Origin of the sequence: Sinorhizobium sp. B11 (assembly GCA_039725955.1) — a bacterium.
Classification (GTDB): Bacteria; Pseudomonadota; Alphaproteobacteria; order Rhizobiales; family Rhizobiaceae; genus Rhizobium.
Genome location: CP091034.1, coordinates 1,973,336 through 1,991,550, shown reverse-complemented (window position 1 = coordinate 1,991,550; position 18,215 = coordinate 1,973,336). Strand labels below are relative to the sequence as shown.

19 protein-coding genes and 1 pseudogene are annotated in these 18,215 nt (G+C 60.5%); 8 read left to right on the top strand and 12 right to left on the bottom strand.

Features of this window, described 5'->3' with window-relative positions:
• Window positions 1-50: 50 nt before the first annotated feature.
• The 6 genes from LVY75_19705 to LVY75_19680 all read left to right on the top strand — a co-directional run bounded on the left by LVY75_19705 (window position 51) and on the right by LVY75_19680 (window position 5,039).
• The gene (locus tag LVY75_19705; GenBank protein XAZ25761.1) at window positions 51-581 is read left to right on the top strand and encodes a MarR family transcriptional regulator; all 531 of its coding nucleotides are present in this window, start codon (window positions 51-53) and stop codon (window positions 579-581) included.
• Between the two features lie 198 nt (window positions 582-779).
• Window positions 780-1,397: a 30S ribosomal protein S4 gene (gene rpsD / locus LVY75_19700; GenBank protein XAZ25374.1), complete on the top strand. Its 618-nt coding sequence runs from the start codon at window positions 780-782 to the stop codon at window positions 1,395-1,397.
• 70 nt (window positions 1,398-1,467) lie between these two features.
• A complete protein-coding gene (locus LVY75_19695) occupies window positions 1,468-2,397 on the top strand; it encodes a glutaminase (GenBank protein ID XAZ25373.1) in 930 nt (309 codons plus the stop codon).
• A 59-nt stretch (window positions 2,398-2,456) separates the two neighbouring features.
• Window positions 2,457-3,323 carry a tRNA 2-thiocytidine(32) synthetase TtcA gene (gene ttcA, locus LVY75_19690; GenBank protein XAZ25372.1) on the top strand — a complete coding sequence of 289 codons (867 nt, stop codon included), beginning with the start codon at window positions 2,457-2,459 and terminating at the stop codon, window positions 3,321-3,323.
• A gap of 44 nt (window positions 3,324-3,367) precedes the next feature.
• On the top strand, window positions 3,368-4,198 hold the full coding sequence (locus tag LVY75_19685) for an inositol monophosphatase (protein XAZ25371.1): 831 nt from the start codon (window positions 3,368-3,370) through the stop codon (window positions 4,196-4,198).
• A 16-nt stretch (window positions 4,199-4,214) separates the two neighbouring features.
• Window positions 4,215-5,039: an inositol monophosphatase family protein gene (locus LVY75_19680; protein ID XAZ25370.1), complete on the top strand. Its 825-nt coding sequence runs from the start codon at window positions 4,215-4,217 to the stop codon at window positions 5,037-5,039.
• A gap of 24 nt (window positions 5,040-5,063) precedes the next feature.
• Here LVY75_19680 and hisC read toward each other — a convergent pair whose 3' ends face one another.
• The 5 genes from hisC to LVY75_19655 all read right to left on the bottom strand — a co-directional run bounded on the left by hisC (window position 5,064) and on the right by LVY75_19655 (window position 9,829).
• Entirely contained in the window at window positions 5,064-6,122 is a 1,059-nt protein-coding gene (gene hisC, locus LVY75_19675; GenBank protein XAZ25369.1) for a histidinol-phosphate transaminase, read from the bottom strand.
• Between the two features lie 132 nt (window positions 6,123-6,254).
• On the bottom strand, window positions 6,255-7,535 hold the full coding sequence (locus LVY75_19670; protein ID XAZ25368.1) for a multidrug effflux MFS transporter: 1,281 nt from the start codon (window positions 7,533-7,535) through the stop codon (window positions 6,255-6,257).
• Window positions 7,536-7,667: 132 nt separating this feature from the next.
• Window positions 7,668-8,915 (bottom strand): multidrug effflux MFS transporter, encoded by a 1,248-nt coding sequence (locus LVY75_19665; protein ID XAZ25760.1) that lies wholly within the window; start codon window positions 8,913-8,915, stop codon window positions 7,668-7,670.
• 137 nt (window positions 8,916-9,052) lie between these two features.
• Window positions 9,053-9,391, bottom strand: coding sequence for a Grx4 family monothiol glutaredoxin (gene grxD, locus LVY75_19660; protein XAZ25367.1), 339 nt, complete (start codon window positions 9,389-9,391; stop codon window positions 9,053-9,055).
• Between the two features lie 204 nt (window positions 9,392-9,595).
• On the bottom strand, window positions 9,596-9,829 hold the full coding sequence (locus LVY75_19655) for a hypothetical protein (GenBank protein ID XAZ25366.1): 234 nt from the start codon (window positions 9,827-9,829) through the stop codon (window positions 9,596-9,598).
• A 166-nt stretch (window positions 9,830-9,995) separates the two neighbouring features.
• On the opposite strand from LVY75_19655, the gene LVY75_19650 reads away from it, so the two are divergent.
• Entirely contained in the window at window positions 9,996-11,141 is a 1,146-nt protein-coding gene (locus LVY75_19650; GenBank protein ID XAZ25365.1) for a hypothetical protein, read from the top strand.
• 135 nt (window positions 11,142-11,276) lie between these two features.
• On the opposite strand, the gene LVY75_19645 is transcribed toward LVY75_19650, so the two are convergent.
• From LVY75_19645 to LVY75_19630, 4 genes and pseudogenes are all read right to left on the bottom strand, one after another.
• The gene (locus tag LVY75_19645) at window positions 11,277-11,510 is read right to left on the bottom strand and encodes a BolA family transcriptional regulator (protein XAZ25364.1); all 234 of its coding nucleotides are present in this window, start codon (window positions 11,508-11,510) and stop codon (window positions 11,277-11,279) included.
• 19 nt (window positions 11,511-11,529) lie between these two features.
• Window positions 11,530-13,764, bottom strand: a complete 2,235-nt coding sequence (purL, locus tag LVY75_19640; protein ID XAZ25363.1) for a phosphoribosylformylglycinamidine synthase subunit PurL — start codon at window positions 13,762-13,764, stop codon at window positions 11,530-11,532.
• A gap of 239 nt (window positions 13,765-14,003) precedes the next feature.
• Window positions 14,004-14,583: pseudogene (locus tag LVY75_19635) on the bottom strand (acyloxyacyl hydrolase).
• 125 nt (window positions 14,584-14,708) lie between these two features.
• The gene (locus LVY75_19630; protein XAZ25362.1) at window positions 14,709-16,127 is read right to left on the bottom strand and encodes a PLP-dependent aminotransferase family protein; all 1,419 of its coding nucleotides are present in this window, start codon (window positions 16,125-16,127) and stop codon (window positions 14,709-14,711) included.
• Window positions 16,128-16,207: 80 nt separating this feature from the next.
• On the opposite strand from LVY75_19630, the gene LVY75_19625 reads away from it, so the two are divergent.
• Window positions 16,208-16,468 carry a DUF1127 domain-containing protein gene (locus LVY75_19625; GenBank protein ID XAZ25361.1) on the top strand — a complete coding sequence of 87 codons (261 nt, stop codon included), beginning with the start codon at window positions 16,208-16,210 and terminating at the stop codon, window positions 16,466-16,468.
• Between the two features lie 93 nt (window positions 16,469-16,561).
• On the opposite strand, the gene LVY75_19620 is transcribed toward LVY75_19625, so the two are convergent.
• The 3 genes from LVY75_19620 to LVY75_19610 are packed head-to-tail and all read right to left on the bottom strand — an operon-like array spanning window position 16,562 to window position 18,208.
• On the bottom strand, window positions 16,562-16,966 hold the full coding sequence (locus LVY75_19620; protein ID XAZ25360.1) for a hypothetical protein: 405 nt from the start codon (window positions 16,964-16,966) through the stop codon (window positions 16,562-16,564).
• Window positions 16,967-16,988: 22 nt separating this feature from the next.
• On the bottom strand, window positions 16,989-17,660 hold the full coding sequence (purQ, locus tag LVY75_19615) for a phosphoribosylformylglycinamidine synthase subunit PurQ (protein ID XAZ25359.1): 672 nt from the start codon (window positions 17,658-17,660) through the stop codon (window positions 16,989-16,991).
• Window positions 17,657-18,208: an RNA 2'-phosphotransferase gene (locus tag LVY75_19610; GenBank protein ID XAZ25358.1), complete on the bottom strand. Its 552-nt coding sequence runs from the start codon at window positions 18,206-18,208 to the stop codon at window positions 17,657-17,659. The genes purQ and LVY75_19610 overlap by 4 nt, the downstream gene beginning before the upstream one ends.
• Window positions 18,209-18,215 lie beyond the last annotated feature (7 nt).

Genomic DNA, 18,215 nt, shown 5'->3' with positions numbered 1-18,215 from the left:
GAAGATACTTCACCCAATTTATCTTCTCGTCAAGATAGTTTGGAGCCATGATGGAAACGGAAGATCACGTCGATCGCCTACGCACCCTCTGGGCAAAGGAGTTGCCCGATCTCGACACGACGCCCATGAGCATCCTCGGGCGCATCTACCGGCTCTCCAATCTGGTGCGGCCCTCCATCGAGGCGACATTCGCCGAATTCGATCTCGACCGGGGCGAGTTCGACGTGATTGCGACGATTCGCAGGGCAGGGCCGCCCTACAGGATGACGCCGACCGAGCTCTACAGCCTTCTGCTGATCTCGTCGGGCGGGCTGACGCATCGGCTGGACAGGCTGGAGAAATCGGGGCTGATCCGGCGGGAGCGCTCTGCCCAGGACAAGCGCAGCTTCGAGGTGGCGCTGACCGATGAGGGCATCGAACGCGCAGAAGCCGCCTTCCGCGAAGATATGAAGCGGGAACTCGCCCATCTCGGCGGGCTTGAGGAAAGCGAGCGCCGCGCGCTTGCCGCTCTGCTGCGCAAGCTCGCAGGTTCCCTTGAGCGAACCGGCGATAACGGCCTCGCCGTGGCAGATTCTGTTTGACAATCCTGTGACTTATCCCTAAAGACCGCGCCAGCACCGGGCAGCAATGTCCGGTGTTTCATTTGACATGTCCCGTGGATCAGATCCGTTCGCGTAATGGAAAGATCCTGTCGGCTCCCGGAAACGGGATCAAAGGAGGGCGTGTTTCCTTCGTGCGGTTTGGCAACAAACCGTCCTAACACTTTGAAAGGAAATACGATGAGCAAGCGCGAATCGTCCAAGTACAAGATCGACCGCCGTATGGGCGAAAACATCTGGGGCCGTCCGAAGTCCCCGGTGAACCGCCGCGAATACGGCCCGGGCCAGCACGGCCAGCGCCGCAAGGGCAAGCTTTCCGACTTCGGCGTGCAGCTGCGCGCCAAGCAGAAGCTGAAGGGTTACTACGGTGACCTGCGCGAGAAGCAGTTCCGCGCGATCTTCGCTGAAGCTGACCGCCGCAAGGGCGACACCTCGGAAAACCTGATCGGTCTTCTGGAGTCCCGCCTCGACGCGATCGTCTACCGCGCCAAGTTCGTTCCGACGGTCTTTGCTGCCCGTCAGTTCGTCAACCATGGCCACGTTACGGTCAACGGCGTCCGCGTCAACATCGGTTCTTACCGTTGCAAGGTCGGCGACGTCATCGAAGTTCGTGAGCGCTCCAAGCAGCTCGTTACGGTTCTGGAATCGGTTTCGCTCGCAGAGCGCGACGTTCCTGACTACGTCGAAGTCGACCACAACAAGATGGTTGCCACTTTCGCACGCGTTCCGACGCTTGCCGACGTTCCGTACCCGGTTGTCATGGAACCGCATCTGGTCGTCGAATTCTATTCTCGCTAATCAGCGAGAGGCGTTTTCGCATTCTGGAAAAGCCGCCTCTCGGGGCGGCTTTTTCGTATCCGGAGGGAAGATGGTGGATTTGCAGGCAGTCCTCGACAGCATCTACAAGGAGCTGACGCCCCGTATCGGCGAGGGCAAGGTCGCGGATTATATTCCCGAACTTGCCAAGGTCGATCCGAACCAGTTCGGCATGTCGATCATCACCGTCGACGGCAAGGTCTACAGCGTCGGCCATGCCGATGTCGCCTTTTCCATCCAGAGCATTTCCAAGGTCTTCATGCTGACGCTGGCGCTCGGCAAGGTGGGCGAGGGGCTGTGGAAACGGGTCGGCCGCGAGCCTTCGGGCTCAGCCTTCAATTCCATCGTCCAGCTCGAGCATGAGCACGGCATCCCGCGCAATCCCTTCATCAATGCCGGCGCGATCGCCGTCAGCGATGTCGTCATGGCCGGCCATGCGCCGCGCGAGGCGATCGGCGAGTTGCTGCGCTTCGTGCGTTACCTCGCCGACGACGAATCCATCACCATCGACGACAAGGTGGCACGCTCGGAGACGGCGACCGGCTATCGTAATTTCGCGCTCGCCAATTTCATGCGCTCCTACCGCAATCTCGATCACCCCGTCGATCATGTGCTCGGCGTCTATTTCCACCAGTGTGCGCTCTCGATGACCTGCGAGCAGCTGGCCCGCGCCGGCATGTTCCTTGCGGCACGCGGCGGCAATCCGCTGACCGGCCATTCGGTCGTGTCGCCGAAGCGGGCGCGGCGCATCAATGCGCTGATGCTGACCTGCGGCCATTACGACGGATCGGGCGACTTCGCCTATCATGTCGGCCTGCCGGGCAAGAGCGGGGTCGGCGGCGGCATCTTTGCGGTGGCGCCCGGTATCGCCTCGATCGCGGTCTGGTCGCCGGGGCTTAACAAGGTCGGCAATTCGCAGCTTGGCGCCGTGGCGCTGGAGATGCTGGCGGCGCGTACGGGCTGGTCCGTTTTCGGCGATTGAGGCTGTGTTGGCCGGCGGCTTTCTGCTAAGCAGGGCAGGCACATCAGACAGGTAGCAAGATGAATATCGCAGCCAATATTGCCGACGATCTGGAAGCGGCTGAAGCCGGCATCGGCCATACGCTGTTTGCCGACGCGCCCCACTCGGTCTCCTTCAACAAGCTGCGCAAGCGCCTGCTGCGGCAGGTGCGCCAGGCCTTCGATGATTTCGACATGCTGAAGGGCCAGAAACGCTGGCTGATCGGCATATCCGGCGGCAAGGATTCCTATGGCCTGCTGGCGCTGCTGCTCGACCTGCAATGGCGTGGTCTGCTGCCGGTGGAGCTGATCGCCTGCAACCTCGATCAGGGCCAGCCGAATTTCCCGAAACATGTGCTGCCGGAATACCTTTCAAAGATCGGCGTCAAACATCGCATCGAATATCGCGACACCTATTCGATCGTGAAGGAGAAGGTACCGGAGGGAGCGACCTACTGTTCGCTCTGCTCGCGCCTGCGCCGCGGGAACCTCTACCGGATTGCCAAGGAAGAAGGCTGCGACGCGCTGGTGCTCGGCCATCATCGGGAAGACATTCTCGAAACCTTTTTCATGAATTTCTTCCACGGTGGACGGATGGCCGCGATGCCGGCGAAGCTTCTGAACGACGAAGGCAATCTGATGGTGCTCAGGCCGCTCGCCTATTGCGCCGAGGACGACATGGCCAAGTTTGCCGCTGCCATGCAGTTTCCGATCATTCCCTGCGATCTCTGCGGCTCTCAGGATGGTCTCCAGCGCAATGCGATGAAGGATATGCTCGCCGATATCGAGCGCCGCATGCCCGGCCGCAAGGACACGATGCTGCGTGCGCTCGCGCACGTGAACCCGTCACACCTGCTCGATCCGAAACTTTTCGACTTTTCTGCGCTGGCCGTCACCCAAACGTCATAATGGACTTGCTATGAGCCTCAGCAGTTCCATGCAACGAGTCCAAAATGATTTTCTCAGACAAAGACATAGAGTTCCTCGGTGATTGCCTCAGGCATGTCGCCGAAGAAGAGATCATGCCGCGCTTCCGCAATGCGGCTGCGGCCAATGTTTCCGAAAAGACGTCTTCCGTCGATCTCGTAACGCAAGCCGACCTGCGCTCCGAAGCTTACCTTACGGCAGCAATCCGCGAGCGTTTTCCCTCGGCACTCATTGTCGGCGAGGAAGCCTATGAGGCGGATCGCTCGGTCGTGCCGGCGCTTGCCGATGCCGACCTTGCCTTCGTCATCGATCCCGTCGACGGCACGTTCAATTTTGCGGCCGGCATGCCGGTTTTCGGTACGATCCTTGCCGTGACGGTAAGGGGAGAAACGGTTGCCGGCATCATTCACGATCCGGTGCTCGGCGACACGGTCGTTTCCCTCAAGGGCGCCGGCGCCTTCCAGCAGAGACGCAATTGCGAGCCCGTCCGCCTCAAGGTCGCGGAACCTCTGGAACTGGGCCTCATGATCGGCGCCATGGCCTGCAGCCATATGGCAGAGCCGGATCGTTCGCGCGTTGCCGGCAATATGGCGAAGGTTAAGATGACCTTCGCGTTCAATTGCTCGGCTTACGAATATTGGATGGTGTCCTCGGGCAAGCTGCATTTCATCGGCCACCCCAAGCTGATGCCCTGGGATCATCTGGCCGGCGTGCTGACCCATCAGGAAGCCGGCGGCCATACCGCCAAATTCGACGGAACGCCCTACAGGCCCGGCGAGATTTCCGGCGGCATCATCTCTGCTCCCGATAAGGAAAGCTGGCAGATGATCCGAAACGAGATCGTCGGCTACCGATAAACCGAAAGGAACCGCCATGACGACTGCCATAGATACGATGAAGCTTGCCGATCTCCTGCGGCAGGCAGCGAAAGCCGAGATCCTGCCGCGCTTTCGCCGACTGGGCAGCAGCGATGTGCGCGCCAAGACGGAAGCGACCGACCTCGTGACCGAGGCCGATGAGCAGGCCGAAAGGATGATGAAAGCCGAGGCCGCGCGCCTCTGGCCGGAGGCATTGTTCATCGGTGAGGAATCGGTTGCCGCTGACGAAGCGCTTCTGGACAAGCTCGAAGGTGCCGATCTCGCCATCGTCGTCGATCCCGTCGACGGCACCTTCAACTTTGCTTCCGGGATTCCAGCGTTCGGCGTCATGGCATCGGTCGTCTCCAAGGGCGAGACGGTTGCCGGCATCATCTATGATCCGATGGGCGACGACTGGGTTATGGCTGAGAAGGGCGGCGGCGCCTGGCTGCGCCGGCCGGATGGCGAGGCGCAGCGGCTGCGAGTGGCAGAACCTGTCGCGCTCGACCAGATGGTCGGCATGGCTTCCACCGGCTATCTGCCGCAGGAAAAGCGCGCCGAAATCCTTGGCAATCTCGCCAAGGTTCGCTTCCTCACCAACTACCGCTGCGCGGCACATGAATACCGCACCTTTGCCGGCGGGCATGTGCATTACCTGATGTACAACAAGCTGATGCCCTGGGATCACCTGGCGGGCACGCTGATCTGCCAGGAAGCCGGCGCCTATGCCGCCCGCTTCGACGGTTCGGCCTATCTGCCGCATCATGTGACCGGCGGGTTGCTGATTACGCCGGACAAGGAGAGCTGGGAAATCTTCCGCCGCGAGATCGTGACCGTCTAAGCCTGAACTGGCCTGAGTTCGAACTCAGGCCAGTATCTGTTTCAATGCGTCAAGGAGCGTGTCGCATTCGGCATCGGTGCCGATGGTGATGCGCAGGAAATCCTGGATGCGCTGCCCCCGGAAATTCCTGACCAGCACCGCACGCTTGCGCAGCTCCGCAGCCAGTTCGGCGCCGCCGCGGGTGCTGTGGCGAACGAAGACGAAATTGGCGGAGGAGGGCAGAACCTCGAAGCCGAGTTCGCCGAGGGCCGCGGTCAACCGCTCGCGGCTAGCGACGATCAGCGCGCAATGTTTCTCGAACCAGTCCTGATCCTCCCAGGAGGCCACGGCACCGGCCTGAGTCAGCCTGTCCAGCGGATAGGAATTGAAGCTGTCCTTGACCCGTTCCAGCGCATCGATCAGCGGCCGCTGGCCGACGGCGAAACCGACGCGCAGGCCGGCAAGGCCGCGCGATTTGGAGAAGGTCTGGATGACGAGCAGGTTCGGATATTTCCGCACAAGCGGAATGGCACTCTGGCCGCCGAAATCCACATAGGCTTCATCAATGACGACGACCTGATCCGGATGTTCCTGTACCAGCGCCTCAATCGCCGCAAGCGGCAACGCCGAGCCGGTCGGCGCATTCGGGTTCGGCAGGATGATCGCGCCGCAGGGCTGGCGGTAGTCCTCGATGCGCACCTGCATCTTCTCGTCCAGCGGGATCTCGCGGAAATCGATGCCGTAGAGACCGCAATAAGTCGGGTAAAAGCTGTAGGTGATATCGGGATAGAGCAGGGGCAGGTCGTGCTTCAGGAGCGCCTGAAACGTATGGGCCAGAACCTCGTCCGAGCCATTGCCGACAAAGACTTCGCCGGGATCGAGATCATGGCTCGAGGCAATCGCCTGGCGCAGTTTCAGGCCGGTCGGCTCGGGATAGAGCCGCAGCGTGTCGTTGACGGCTTGCGAGATTGCCGCCAAGGCACGCGGCGACGGGCCGTAAGGGTTCTCATTGGTGTTGAGCTTCACCAGCCCCTCAATGACAGGCTGTTCGCCCGCCACGTAAGGTGTCAGGGATTGAACAAGGGGACTCCAGAAACGGCTCATCGTGTACTTCCGGTCAAAGACATGTCGCGCATAAACGTGCAGCGGCCTTGCGAGAGCGACTGCGAAAACAAAAGCCTAAAACGTGGCAAGCGAAGCTGAATGATCGCTGCACGCTTTAGGCCTCAAGCAGCATTACATGTGAACCGCACCGGGGTCGAGTTGCGGGCTGTCGCCGGGATGGGTGAACAGCTTGCCCTTTTCCGCCCAGAGAACCATGACGACGGTGACCGCGCCGAAGAGCGCGAAACCGCCGAACAGCGGCTGAACCGTGCCGTTGAACAGCTGGCCGACGCCGCCGCCGAGGAGGGCGCCGAACGTCGTCGACACGAAACCGGTGACAGCCGTTGCCGTGCCGGCGAGATTGCCCATCGGCTCCAGGCTGATCGCGGTGAAATTGGTGGCGATGACGGCAAACATCATCAGCAGGATCGAGAAGAGGGCGTAGGAGAAGGCGAAGGACGGCGTGCCGCCAAGTGCTGCGACAAAGCCTACCGCCGAGACGATGGTGAAAAGCAGCATGGCAGCATGCGAGATGCGGCGCATGCCGAAGGTGCGCACCAGCATGCCGTTCAGGAAGTTGGCAACGGCAATGCCGCCTGCCGTTGCGGCGAAGGCAATCGGCAGCCAGTCGCCGAGGCCATAAACCTCGCCGAAGACCTGCTGAACCGAGATCACATAGGCGCTGATGACGCCGGTGAACATGGTGAGCCCGATCATGTAGCCGCAGGTGATGCGGTTGGTGAGAACCGTCCTGAAGCCATCGGCGACAGCGCCAACGGACAGCGGAATGCGCTCTTCCGGCGGCAGCGATTCCTTCAGGCGCAGGAGCGCCCAGACGAAGAGAATCGTCGCGACGATGCCGAGCAGGATGAAAATCCAGTTCCAATGCGCATAGGTGATAATGAGCTGGCCGACAGAGGGGGCGACGATCGGCACGATCATGAAGACGATCATGACATAGGACATGACGCGGGCCATCTCACGGCCACCGAAGCAATCGCGGACGATCGCCATGGTGGTGATGCGCACGGCCGCGCCGCCGATACCCTGAACGAAGCGCATGATCAGCAGCATTTCGAAACTGCCGGTGGCCGCAGCGGCAAACATGCCGACCACGTAGCAGGCAAGGCCGCCAAGCAGGATGTTGCGGCGGCCGAAGGCATCCGACAGGCTGCCGAATATGATCTGGGATGCGCCGAAGCCCAAGAAGAAGACGCCGATGACGAGCTGCGCATCATTGTTGCTGGTAACACCCAGCGAATGGCCGATATTGGGCAACGCCGGCAGCATGCTGTCGATCGCCATGGCAATGCTGGCGGTCATGATGGCGATGGTCACCACGAATTCGAAGAAGCCCATGCCAATGCGGGCAGAACCCTGGTTTTCGGTGTGCGGTTTGTGCGTCGGAGTCATCCGTATCCCCCTGAATGACGGAAGAGCGGCCGGAAAGCGGCCGAATATTGTGTGGGAGGGCGGCGAACCCCTACCAAAATGTGCCGCCGCCTGATGTGTCTGAAAGCTTCAGTGCTGATTGGGCGCCTGATCTCAGTGCCCGATATCGCTGAAGCTGGAAAGTGATGCGTCCTTCGACAGCGGCGCATGCTGCGCCCTGAACAGCCGGCCCTTTTCTGCGATCAGCACGAAGACGATACCGATCAGCGAGACGCCGAAGTAGCCGGCGATCATCGGCGTTGCCGTGCCGTCAAAGGCCTGTCCGACCATGGCTCCGATCAATGCGCCGCCGATCGTGCTCATGAAGCCGATGACAGAGGAAGCCGTGCCGGCGAGATGGCCGAGCGGCTCCATGGCGAGCGAATTGAAGTTCGAGCCGATCCAGCCGAACTGGAACATCACCAGCGCGAAGAAGACGATGAAGATCGGGAAAGGCATCGGCTGCGGTCCTGATATCTGCACCATCAGCCAGATGAAACTCAAGCCGCAGAAACCGAGAAGGGATGCGTGCGAGAGCCGGCGCATGCCGAAGCGGCCTACCAGCTGCGAATTGATGAAGGACGAGAAGGCCATGAACAGCGCCACTCCGGCAAAGGCGACGGGCATGTAGACGCCGAGACCGTAGATGCCGACATAGATCTGCTGGGCAGAGTTGATGAAGCCGAACAGCGCGCCGAAGAGGATCGTGCTGGCAATGGTGTAACAGAGGGCGATGCGGTTGGAAAAGAAGATCGCAAAGCCCTGCGCCACCGAGCGGACCGTGAACGGACGGACATTGGCGGGATCCAGCGTTTCCGGCAGGCGCAGATACATCCAGATGCCGACGGCCGTCGCCATGGTGCCTATGAAGACGAAGATCATGTGCCAGGTGCTGACGAGCATGATGATCTGGCCGCTGCCCGGCGCAATGACCGGCACGACCATGAAGACCATCATGATAAGCGACATGACTTCCGCCATCTGCCTTCCGCCGTAGACATCGCGGACGATGGAAATAGTAATGACGCGGGTGGCGGCAGAACCGAGCCCCTGAATGAAGCGCAGCGTCAGAAGCCCGGCAAAGGTCGGGACCACAGCGATGCCGAAGGCGGCAACGACGTAAATGCCGAGGCCGATCAGCAGCGGAACACGGCGGCCGAAGCGATCGGAAAGCGGCCCGTAGAAAAGCTGGGCGAGTCCGAAACCGAAAAGATAGGCGGAAACGACATACTGGCGATGATTTTCGTTCTCGACGCCGAGGCTGGAGCCGATCTGCTGCAGTGCGGGCAGCATGATATCGATGGCCAGCGAGTTGACTGCCATCAGGAAAGCCGCAAGCGCGATAAATTCCAGCTTGCCCATGGGCAGCCGACCCGCGGACATGGCTTGTGATGAATCTGTCACAATGAAATTCCCATAAACAGGTCAAGGCGCTGCTTGGCGCAGCGCCTCGAACTCAAGATACAGATTTGGAAACCGGACGGACGCCCGGTGACCGATCAGGCGACGGCGGTCTTGACCGTGACGCCGTTTTCCTGGAGGTGCTGCTGGAGCTCACCGGCCTGGAACATTTCCCGGACGATGTCGCAGCCGCCGATGAACTCGCCCTTGACGTAGAGCTGGGGGATCGTCGGCCAGTTGGAGTAATCCTTGATGCCCTGGCGGATTTCCGAATCGGCGAGCACGTTGATGCCCTTGTAGTCGACACCGATGTAATCGAGGATCTGGACGACCTGACCGGAGAAACCGCACTGCGGAAACTGCGGCGTGCCCTTCATGAAGAGGACGACGTCGTTGCTCTTGATCTCGTTTTCGATGAATTCGTTGATACCGCTCATGGGACCTAATCCTTTCAACAGGCGGGTTAAAGGCCCGCCGTTTCAATCGTTTTCCTTAGATAGCATGTGGAAGCCGGAATTCCACCCGCGAAAACCAAAAAAAGACCAATCCGCGACACTTAGCGGCACAGGTTGTTGCCTATGCGTTACGCCTCGTTGCGATAGACCTTGATCGGCTCAATCTCGGTATCGGTGGAAAAGGCTCTAGGCGCGGCGCTGCCTGCTGCGGCCTGCTGCCGTGCGGCGCTTGCTGACCTGCTTGCGAGCAGGCTTGCGACTCACCGGCGTTGCCTTGCGGGTGGTGCGGCTCGCCGTTGCAGACGCTGCCTTGCGGCGCTTGCGCTTGGTTGTGGTGGTACGGCCCGTTGTCTTCTTCAGGATTTCCTTCAGTACGCTATTGACGACGCCTGACACCAGTTCATTCACGAGATTGCCCACAAAATCCCCCTCGACCCTGCCGAAACGCAGCTGCCCCTATTGAATTCCGGAAGAGTTCGCTTAGCAAGACGGCTCGACGGTTTTATCCGGTTTTTCGCCGTATTTTCAGGCGAACCCGTCATCCTGGCAACGGCGCACTCAACCCGCCGGAAAGAAGAAAAAGACTATGAAACTCATCGACAAGCGGGTTGTGCTGCATTTCCCCGGATTTGAACCACTTGATGGCGCAGCGCACCGGGCGCGGTATGAGCGTACCGCAAGGCAAAGCGCATCCGTCTGGGGCTATAACATCGAGACGGGTACTGCCGATGCCGGTCCCTATGTTTCCTTCGATGTCGGCACCCGCGCCGATGGCTGGCAGACGCAGACCCGCGTCCATGTCTTCGACCATGACGAGCTGGTGCAGCGGTTGCGCGCCGGCAATACGGCAAGCCGCATCGCGGCGGGCTTTGCAAGCTTCTGGCAGGTTGTGCGCGAGGGCGGCATGGCCGGCTATTTCCGGCATGCCTGGCGCTTTGGCCTCTTCTTCATCTTTCCCTTCCTGCTGACGGCTCTCGCAATCGTCGTCACGCTGCAGATCCTGACGCTGCAATATTTGCTCGGACTTCCCGTCTGGCACATCGGCTGGAGCGCGCCGCTCGCGGCCATCTTCTTCATCTTCGGCTTCCTGCCGTTCTCGGAGCGCTTCCACACGCTGCATCTTTTTGCTGACTGGGAGATGGCCGTGGCGCTCGCACGCATGGACAAGCCTGTTTTCAACGACTGGCTCGAACAATGCGCGACATCGATGCGGGCAGCACTCAACGAAGAGGCCGATGAATATGTCATCTCCTCGCACAGCATGGGCTCCAGCGTTGCGGCCCATGTCGTCGGCATTCTGCTGGAGCGGGAGCCGGATGTCTTCAAGGGGAAACGCGTGGTCTTTGCGACACTCGGCTGTGCGATCCTGCAATGCGCGCTGATGTCGTCTGCTACACTCCTGCGCTCGCGCGTCGGGCTGATTGCGCGGTGCCCGGATATTTTCTGGCTCGATGTGCAGTGCCTGACGGACTCGATCAATTTCTACAAGGTGCCTGTCGTCAGCGTGTCCGGCCATCCGGACGCGCCGCAGGCGCGCATGATCCATATCCGCGTGCGGCAGATGCTGACGCCGGAGCACTACAAGAAGATCCGCAAGGATCAGTTACGCGTTCATCGCCAGTATGTGCTGGGTCCGGACAAAAAATCCTCCTTCGATTTCACGCTGCTGACCGCTGGCCCAATGCCGGCATCGGTCTTTGCCGATCCCGAGCAGGACAAGCTGCCGGCCTGAGAGCTCAGCAAAGAAAGGGCGAAGACGCGTACTTTCGAATCGATCGCTTCCGTTTCAAAACAAAGAGACCCGGCGGAAGAAGCCTTCCAGCCGGGTCTGTTCATTTCAGATCTTCAGTCGGCCGAAGCCAGAATTTCAATCCGGCGCCGAGGTTTGCAGGGCGAGGGCATGCAGGACACCGCCCATATTGCCCTTCAGCGCCTCATAGACCATCTGGTGCTGCTGTACGCGGCTCTTGCCGCGAAAGGCTTCCGCGACGACTTCGGCAGCGTAATGATCGCCGTCACCCGCCAGATCGCGGATCGTTACCTTGGCACCGGGAATCCCGGCCTTGATCATGTCTTCGATGTCACCGGGTTTCATGGCCATGATCGTTACTCCTTGCACATTATTCCGCAGCGACAAGCTCGCCGCGGCCATCCATGAAATCAGGGAACCACGATTCATGTGCATCGCGCAATTGCTGAATCGGCAGTGCAATCAGATCGTCGACGACGAGGGCATCGCCCTTGACGGTGCCGAGGCGGCGGAAGGGCACGCCGGCGCCTTCTGCATTGGCACAGACGAAATCGGCGACATCACCAGGAACCGTCAGAACGTAACGCGCCTGATCCTCGCCGAAGAGCAGGGCATGGGCCGCACCCTTGCCTTCGCTGAGGCTGATGTCGAGGCCCTTGCCCGAGGCCATCGCCATTTCAGCGAGCGCCAGCACGAGGCCGCCTGAGGAAATATCGTGGCAGGCGGTCGCCTGGCCATTGCGGATAACCGAGCGGACGAAATCGCCGTTGCGGCGTTCAGCGAAGAGATCGACTTCGGGAGCCGGACCTTCGGTGCTGCCGACGATATCGCGCAGATAGATCGACTGGCCGAGATGGCTGCCGTCTGTGCCGATAAGAACAACCTTGTCGCCTTCGGCAGCGCTGCCGATGCGGGCCATCTTCCGCCAGTCGGGCATCAGACCGACGCCGGCAATGGTCGGGGTCGGGAGGATCGCGACACCATTGGTCTCGTTATAGAGCGAGACGTTACCGGAGACGATCGGGAAATCGAGTGCACGGCAGGCTTCGCCGATGCCCTTCACGGCGCCGACGAACTGACCCATGATTTCGGGCTTTTCGGGATTGCCGAAATTGAGGTTGTCGGTGGCCGCCAGCGGCAGGGCGCCGGTTGCGGTAATGTTGCGCCAGCATTCAGCCACGGCCTGCTTGCCGCCTTCGAACGGATCGGCCTCGACGTAGCGTGGGGTGACGTCGGAGGAGAAGGCCAGCGCCTTCAGCGGATGACCCTCGACGCGCACGACACCGGCGTCGCCGCCAGGGAGCTGCAGCGAATTGCCCTGGATAAGCGTGTCATACTGTTCGTAGACCCAGCGGCGGCTGGACTGGTTGGCGGAACCGACGAGTTGCAGCAGCGCTTCGTTGTAATTCCCGGGGGCGGCGATGAGGTTGGCGGGCAGGGGCGCGCGCTTGTCGGATTCGCGCCACGGGCGGTCATATTCCGGCGCCTGATCGCCAAGTTCCTTGATCGGCAGGTTCGCGACTTCCTCGCCCTGATGCATGACGCGGAAACGCAGATCATCCGTGGTCTTGCCGACGATCGCAAAATCGAGGCCCCACTTGACGAAAATCGCCTTGGCTTCCTCTTCCTTTTCCGGCTGCAGCACCATGAGCATACGCTCCTGGCTTTCCGACAGCATCATCTCGTAGGCGGTCATGCGCTCTTCGCGCACCGGCACCTTGTCGAGTTCGAGCAGGATACCGAGGTCGCCCTTGGCGCCCATTTCGACGGCCGAGCAGGTGAGGCCGGCGGCACCCATGTCCTGGATGGCGATGACGGCGCCGGTCTTCATCAGTTCGAGGCAGGCTTCGAGAAGGCACTTTTCGGTGAAGGGGTCGCCGACCTGAACGGTGGGGCGCTTTTCCTCGATCGACTCGTCGAATTCGGCCGAAGCCATGGTAGCGCCGCCGACACCGTCGCGGCCGGTCTTGGCGCCGAGATAAACGACGGGCAGGCCCACACCCTTGGCTTCCGACAGGAAGATCGCGTTGGACTTTGCGAGACCGGCGGCAAAGGCATTGACGAGGATGTTGCCGTTATAGCGGGCGTCGAATTCCACTTCACCGCCGACCGTCGGCACGCCGAAAGAATTGCCGTAGCCGCCGACACCAGCAACGACGCCGGCGACGAGATGGCGGGTCTTGGGATGATCCGGTTCGCCGAAACGCAGCGCGTTCATGGCAGCGATCGGGCGCGCGCCCATGGTGAAGACGTCGCGCAGGATGCCGCCGACACCGGTCGCAGCACCCTGATAGGGCTCGATATAGGAGGGGTGGTTGTGGCTCTCCATCTTGAAGACGACGCAGTCGCCGTCGTCGATATCGACGACACCAGCATTTTCGCCGGGTCCCTGGATGACGCGCGGTCCCTTGGTCGGCAGGGTGCGCAGCCACTTCTTGGAGGATTTGTAGGAGCAGTGCTCGTTCCACATGGCCGAGAAGATGCCAAGCTCGGTAAAACTCGGTTCGCGGCCGATCAGATCCAGAATGCGCTGGTATTCATCCGGCTTGAGGCCGTGGGAAGCGATGAGTTCCGGCGTGATCTGGATGGTGTTTGGAATGGTCATGAGCTCTCGAAAATCCCTGCCTAGAGCAATCCAGCAAAAGTGCGCAGCGGTTTTGCATTCGGATTGCGTGAAAACAAAGAGATGGAGCGTGCCTGTGATTTACGGAAAACAGACATGCCCCAGCGCGTTTGTCGTGTCTTTAGCTTATGTAGGAAGTGCGCGCGACAGGAAAATGCCTGCCATCAACAGAGGGCAGGCATCAAAGAATTCGCAGCCATGTCGTGAACGGTCGCGGCCGATCAGAATTTGTAGCCGACCATCAGTCCGGCGCGGGTCATGCCGTCGTTCGGACCGTCGCAGAGATTGGCATTCGAGGAATGCGCAAGCTGCGCCATCAGGTTCCAATTGCTGGTGAAACGATAGCCGGCGCCGAGATATTCGTGGAAGAGCACGCGACAGCCGAGATCCGGACCGTCGTCATTGCCCCTGATATCACCGGTATGAATGACGCCGCCGAAACCGGCTTCGGCAAAGATCTTGTCGCTGAGATCGACAGTCCAGGTGAAACCGGCGAAAAAACTGCGTGGCTTCGCCCTCAGTGCCGATCGACGTGCCGACATGGACGCGCGGATGCATGAGTTGCTGCTTCCAGCCTGTGGCCTGCTTAAATCCGAAGGGATCGAAGAGGGCCGTAATCTCCGGGAAAACGCCGTCTTCTCGGGAATGGCCACCTTGAACGGAGGCGGAGGCGCCGAAGCGCAATTCGTCGAAGATCCTGCCTGCGGCATGCGCCGATGACATTCCCAAGCTGCTGGCAACAACTGCGGCTGACGCGATACTCGACAGGCGTAGCAGGCATGAACGGAAATCGGATTTCATCTGCTGTCCTTTGATTCCCGCTTAAACAGCGGAATGGGACAGAGGTAACATCCGGGTATCAGCGGTAAAGCGCGGGTGTTCCAGTTACGGTCGTTTCCACGGCCCTGACACCAAATTGCAACAGGTCAGATTTCCCCATCATAGGCGGAGCCGCCGTTTTCCAGTAGACGTTTCAATATCATAAGCCCTGACAACATCTCGTTTCTATCCTTCGGCGAGGAGATTCCGATGCGCACGCGATGATAGACCTTCTCTCCACGGGCCGCCTTGAACTCATCCTCGTCGTCCACCAGAACGCCATCCCGGTAGGCGGCGTTCTTGAACGTGCCGGACATCCAGGGCTCGGGAAGTTTCAGCCACAGGAAGGGCGCATGCGGATGGGATTCGAACTCGAAACCCTGCAACTGCTCGCGCGCAAGCTTCACACGGACTGACAGCTCTGCAACGCTTGCATTGCGGATCTCGTGCGCCTTGCCGCTCTGGATCAGCCGCGCGCATGTTTCGGCCAGGATGAAGGGCAGGCCGCCCGTGACCATCTTGTGGGTGACCTTGATGCGCTGGGCGAAATGCGGCGGGCAGGCGACCCAGCCGCCACGCACGCCGGCGGCAACCGACTTCGACAGGCCGTTGACCAGGAAAGTGCGATCGGGCGCGATTGCCGCGAGCAACGGCGTAGCGTCATTGGCCATGCCGCCATAGAGATCATCCTCGATGATCCATACACCATGCCGCCTGGCGATATCGGCAATGGCGACGCGCCGTTCGTAGGGCATGATGGCAAGCGTCGGATTGTGGACCGTCGGCATCAGGAAGATCAGCTTCGGATGCTGCTGTAGGCAAAGCCGCTCGAAATCCTCGGGAATGACACCGTTCTCATCCGACTCCACCGTCAGCGTGCGCCGGCCGAGGAGGCGGACGCTGCGGCTGACCTGCGTATAGGTGAGGTTCTCGAAGACGATCTTGTCACCGGGCGCAGACACGGCGGCTATGACCGATATGGCGGCTGCATGCGCGCCGAGCGTCGGAACAACGTTTTCGACGTCCGGCGACCAGCCGGCACGGGCCAGCCACAGGCGGCCGGCTTCGAACCAGTTGCGCGGGAAGCTGCGCGAATAGGAGGAGATTTCCGCCAGATGCTGCTCGCCGATCTCTGCCATGATGCCGGCGATGATCTTGCCCTGACCGAGATCGGGGGCGGCGGTCGTGTCGAAGCGAAGCTTGTTCGCCGGAGCATCCGCAATGCGGGTGCCACTCAGCGAAAGTGTAACGGGATCCACCTGTTCGCTCGGCGGTGTATCGGCGCGGTCGAGGACATAGGTGCCGCGGCCAACTTCGCCGGCGACGAGACCGCGCTCATGGACTAGCGCATAGGCACGACCGATTGTTCCGATTGTCACCCCGATGTCATAGGCAAGATTTCGCTGCGGCGGCAGCTTGCTGCCTGCCGGCAACGCACCGGAAGCAATGGCGGATTCGATATTGTCCGCGAGCCGCATATAGACCGGGCCGGAGCCCTGCGAGAGATCTGGGAGCCAATTTGTCATGGTGACAATGAATAGATTGTCACCCTCACACTGTCAAGACTATGTGACAATCACGAAGACGGAAACGACAGGAGCAAGGGATGTCCGTTGTACCTCAAATGAAGAGCGATATTGTATCGATTGTCTCTATCGATAGCCCGCACGAAATTGTCCTCCCGAGGCAGGCGCCGGCCACGACTCAGCTCGGCCGCTTGTGGGCAAGCTTGCTTCTGTGGCGCCAGAAGCGGGAGGGACGCCGGGCGCTACGCGGACTGACGGCGGATCAGCTCAAGGATATCGGCCTGTCGCACTCCGATGCCGCACGCGAGGTCAGCAAGTCGTTCTTCTGGGATCAAGGCTGAAGCATTTCCCTTTTCTCGAAAACGGGAAATGCTCCATCCATCATTTCAAGCAATACCGGGCGCAAAACCGCTGCGCGATTTTGCTGAATTGCTCTAGCTGCAGGCACGGTTGCCGCCCGACCAGCGGGTGACATCGGCAGCGATGCGGCCGGCGACCGGCTCGGACATCATCGGACCGAAAGCCTGCATCTTGGCCGGATTGCCTTCGGCCTGCACCACGAGCAGCGGCCGGCTTTCCGGGCTGCCCTTGTGCACCACGAGGATGCGCGGGCGGCCGGAGAAGGAATTGAGTTCCGGTGCGAGCCTGTAAGCGGCGAAAGCTGCGTCGCCCGACTTGAACCAGCAGCTATTGGCGCCGAGCGCCACACGCTCCATGGTCGACAACGCACTCCGGTCCGGCCCCTTTACAGGTGTCGAGGACTGGCAGGCAGCGACGAGCGCAGCAAGGGCGGCAAAGGCAGCGGCGTTAGTGACGACTGCGAAAAGGCGAGGGCGCATCTATCTTGCTCTTCGGCAGAAATCAGGCGGCGATGACGTCGAGCGCCGAGGCAAAGAGGCCGCGGCCATCCGAACCGCCATGGGCGGCTTCGATGAGATTTTCCGGATGCGGCATCATGCCGAGAACATTGCCCTTTGCATTCATGACGCCGGCGATATCGTTGACCGAGCCGTTCGGGTTGGTGCCTTCGGCATAGCGGAAAACGACCTGGCCGTTACCTTCGATGGCAGCGAGCGTTTCCGTATCGGCAAAATAGTTGCCGTCGTGATGGGCGACGGGGCAGCGGATGATCTGGCCCTTTGCATAGGCACGGGAGAAATCCGTCTCGGCATTGACGACTTCCAGCTTGATCTCGCGGCAGACGAATTTCAGCGAGGCGTTACGCATCAACGCGCCCGGCAACAGGCCGGCCTCGACGAGGATCTGGAAGCCGTTGCAGACGCCCAGCACTTTCACACCCTTGTTCGCCTTCTCGATGATTGCCTGCATGACCGGCATGCGGGCAGCAATGGCGCCGCAACGCAGATAGTCGCCGTAGGAGAATCCGCCGGGAATGACGATCAGGTCGACGTCAGGGATTTCCGTCTCCGTCTGCCAGATCGTCACCGGCTGGTGCCCGGAGATCTTGGTGAGAGCGGCGATCATGTCACGATCGCGATTGAGGCCCGGAAGTTGAACGACGGCTGATTTCATAAGGTCCCCGCATTTGGCGAAAGATATTGAACTGGAACGCTTTCGGCGAGCCATACTCCATTGTCCGAGACAAAGAAAGAATGCCCCTCTGAAAACATGCGGGCTGCGTCTACACGCAGGATTATATGGTCGCCCTTGCGGCGCGTTGCGACGACCTTCGCCGTCTGCGCATCCGCAGAGAGATGGACGTGATGCCGTTCCATCTTCTTCAGGCCTTCGCGCTCGATCAGCGGCCAGTTCAGCAGCGACGTGCCGTGAAAGAGTATTGCGGGCGGCTCGACCGCCTTCAATGCCAGATCGACTTCGAGACTATGGCCCTGATTGGCGCGAATTCTGTTATCGACCAGCGCAAAGCGCTTCTTCGAGCTGTTTTCGATGATCCCGATAATATCGTCGCGGGTGACATCATATTTCGATGTCACCGCCTTTTCGAAATCATCGAAGGATACCCATCCTTCGGCATCGAGCGTCAGGTTTGCGGCTTCCGGCGCATGGCGCAAAACATAGCTCATGAATTTCGAGACTTCCGTCTCCAGCTTTGCCTGCATGACGCTT

Coding starts and splice junctions, on each gene's coding strand:
- LVY75_19645 (XAZ25364.1), bottom strand. CDS start 11,510: ATGGCCATGAAACCCGGTGACATCGAAGACATGATCAAGGCCGGGATT.
- LVY75_19665 (XAZ25760.1), bottom strand. CDS start 8,915: ATGGGCAAGCTGGAATTTATCGCGCTTGCGGCTTTCCTGATGGCAGTC.
- ttcA (XAZ25372.1), top strand. CDS start 2,457: ATGAATATCGCAGCCAATATTGCCGACGATCTGGAAGCGGCTGAAGCC.
- LVY75_19685 (XAZ25371.1), top strand. CDS start 3,368: ATGATTTTCTCAGACAAAGACATAGAGTTCCTCGGTGATTGCCTCAGG.
- hisC (XAZ25369.1), bottom strand. CDS start 6,122: ATGAGCCGTTTCTGGAGTCCCCTTGTTCAATCCCTGACACCTTACGTG.
- grxD (XAZ25367.1), bottom strand. CDS start 9,391: ATGAGCGGTATCAACGAATTCATCGAAAACGAGATCAAGAGCAACGAC.
- LVY75_19620 (XAZ25360.1), bottom strand. CDS start 16,966: ATGCGCCCTCGCCTTTTCGCAGTCGTCACTAACGCCGCTGCCTTTGCC.
- LVY75_19625 (XAZ25361.1), top strand. CDS start 16,208: ATGTCCGTTGTACCTCAAATGAAGAGCGATATTGTATCGATTGTCTCT.
- purQ (XAZ25359.1), bottom strand. CDS start 17,660: ATGAAATCAGCCGTCGTTCAACTTCCGGGCCTCAATCGCGATCGTGAC.
- LVY75_19680 (XAZ25370.1), top strand. CDS start 4,215: ATGACGACTGCCATAGATACGATGAAGCTTGCCGATCTCCTGCGGCAG.
- LVY75_19610 (XAZ25358.1), bottom strand. CDS start 18,208: ATGCAGGCAAAGCTGGAGACGGAAGTCTCGAAATTCATGAGCTATGTT.
- LVY75_19705 (XAZ25761.1), top strand. CDS start 51: ATGGAAACGGAAGATCACGTCGATCGCCTACGCACCCTCTGGGCAAAG.
- LVY75_19650 (XAZ25365.1), top strand. CDS start 9,996: ATGAAACTCATCGACAAGCGGGTTGTGCTGCATTTCCCCGGATTTGAA.
- rpsD (XAZ25374.1), top strand. CDS start 780: ATGAGCAAGCGCGAATCGTCCAAGTACAAGATCGACCGCCGTATGGGC.
- purL (XAZ25363.1), bottom strand. CDS start 13,764: ATGACCATTCCAAACACCATCCAGATCACGCCGGAACTCATCGCTTCC.
- LVY75_19670 (XAZ25368.1), bottom strand. CDS start 7,535: ATGACTCCGACGCACAAACCGCACACCGAAAACCAGGGTTCTGCCCGC.
- LVY75_19630 (XAZ25362.1), bottom strand. CDS start 16,127: ATGACAAATTGGCTCCCAGATCTCTCGCAGGGCTCCGGCCCGGTCTAT.
- LVY75_19695 (XAZ25373.1), top strand. CDS start 1,468: ATGGTGGATTTGCAGGCAGTCCTCGACAGCATCTACAAGGAGCTGACG.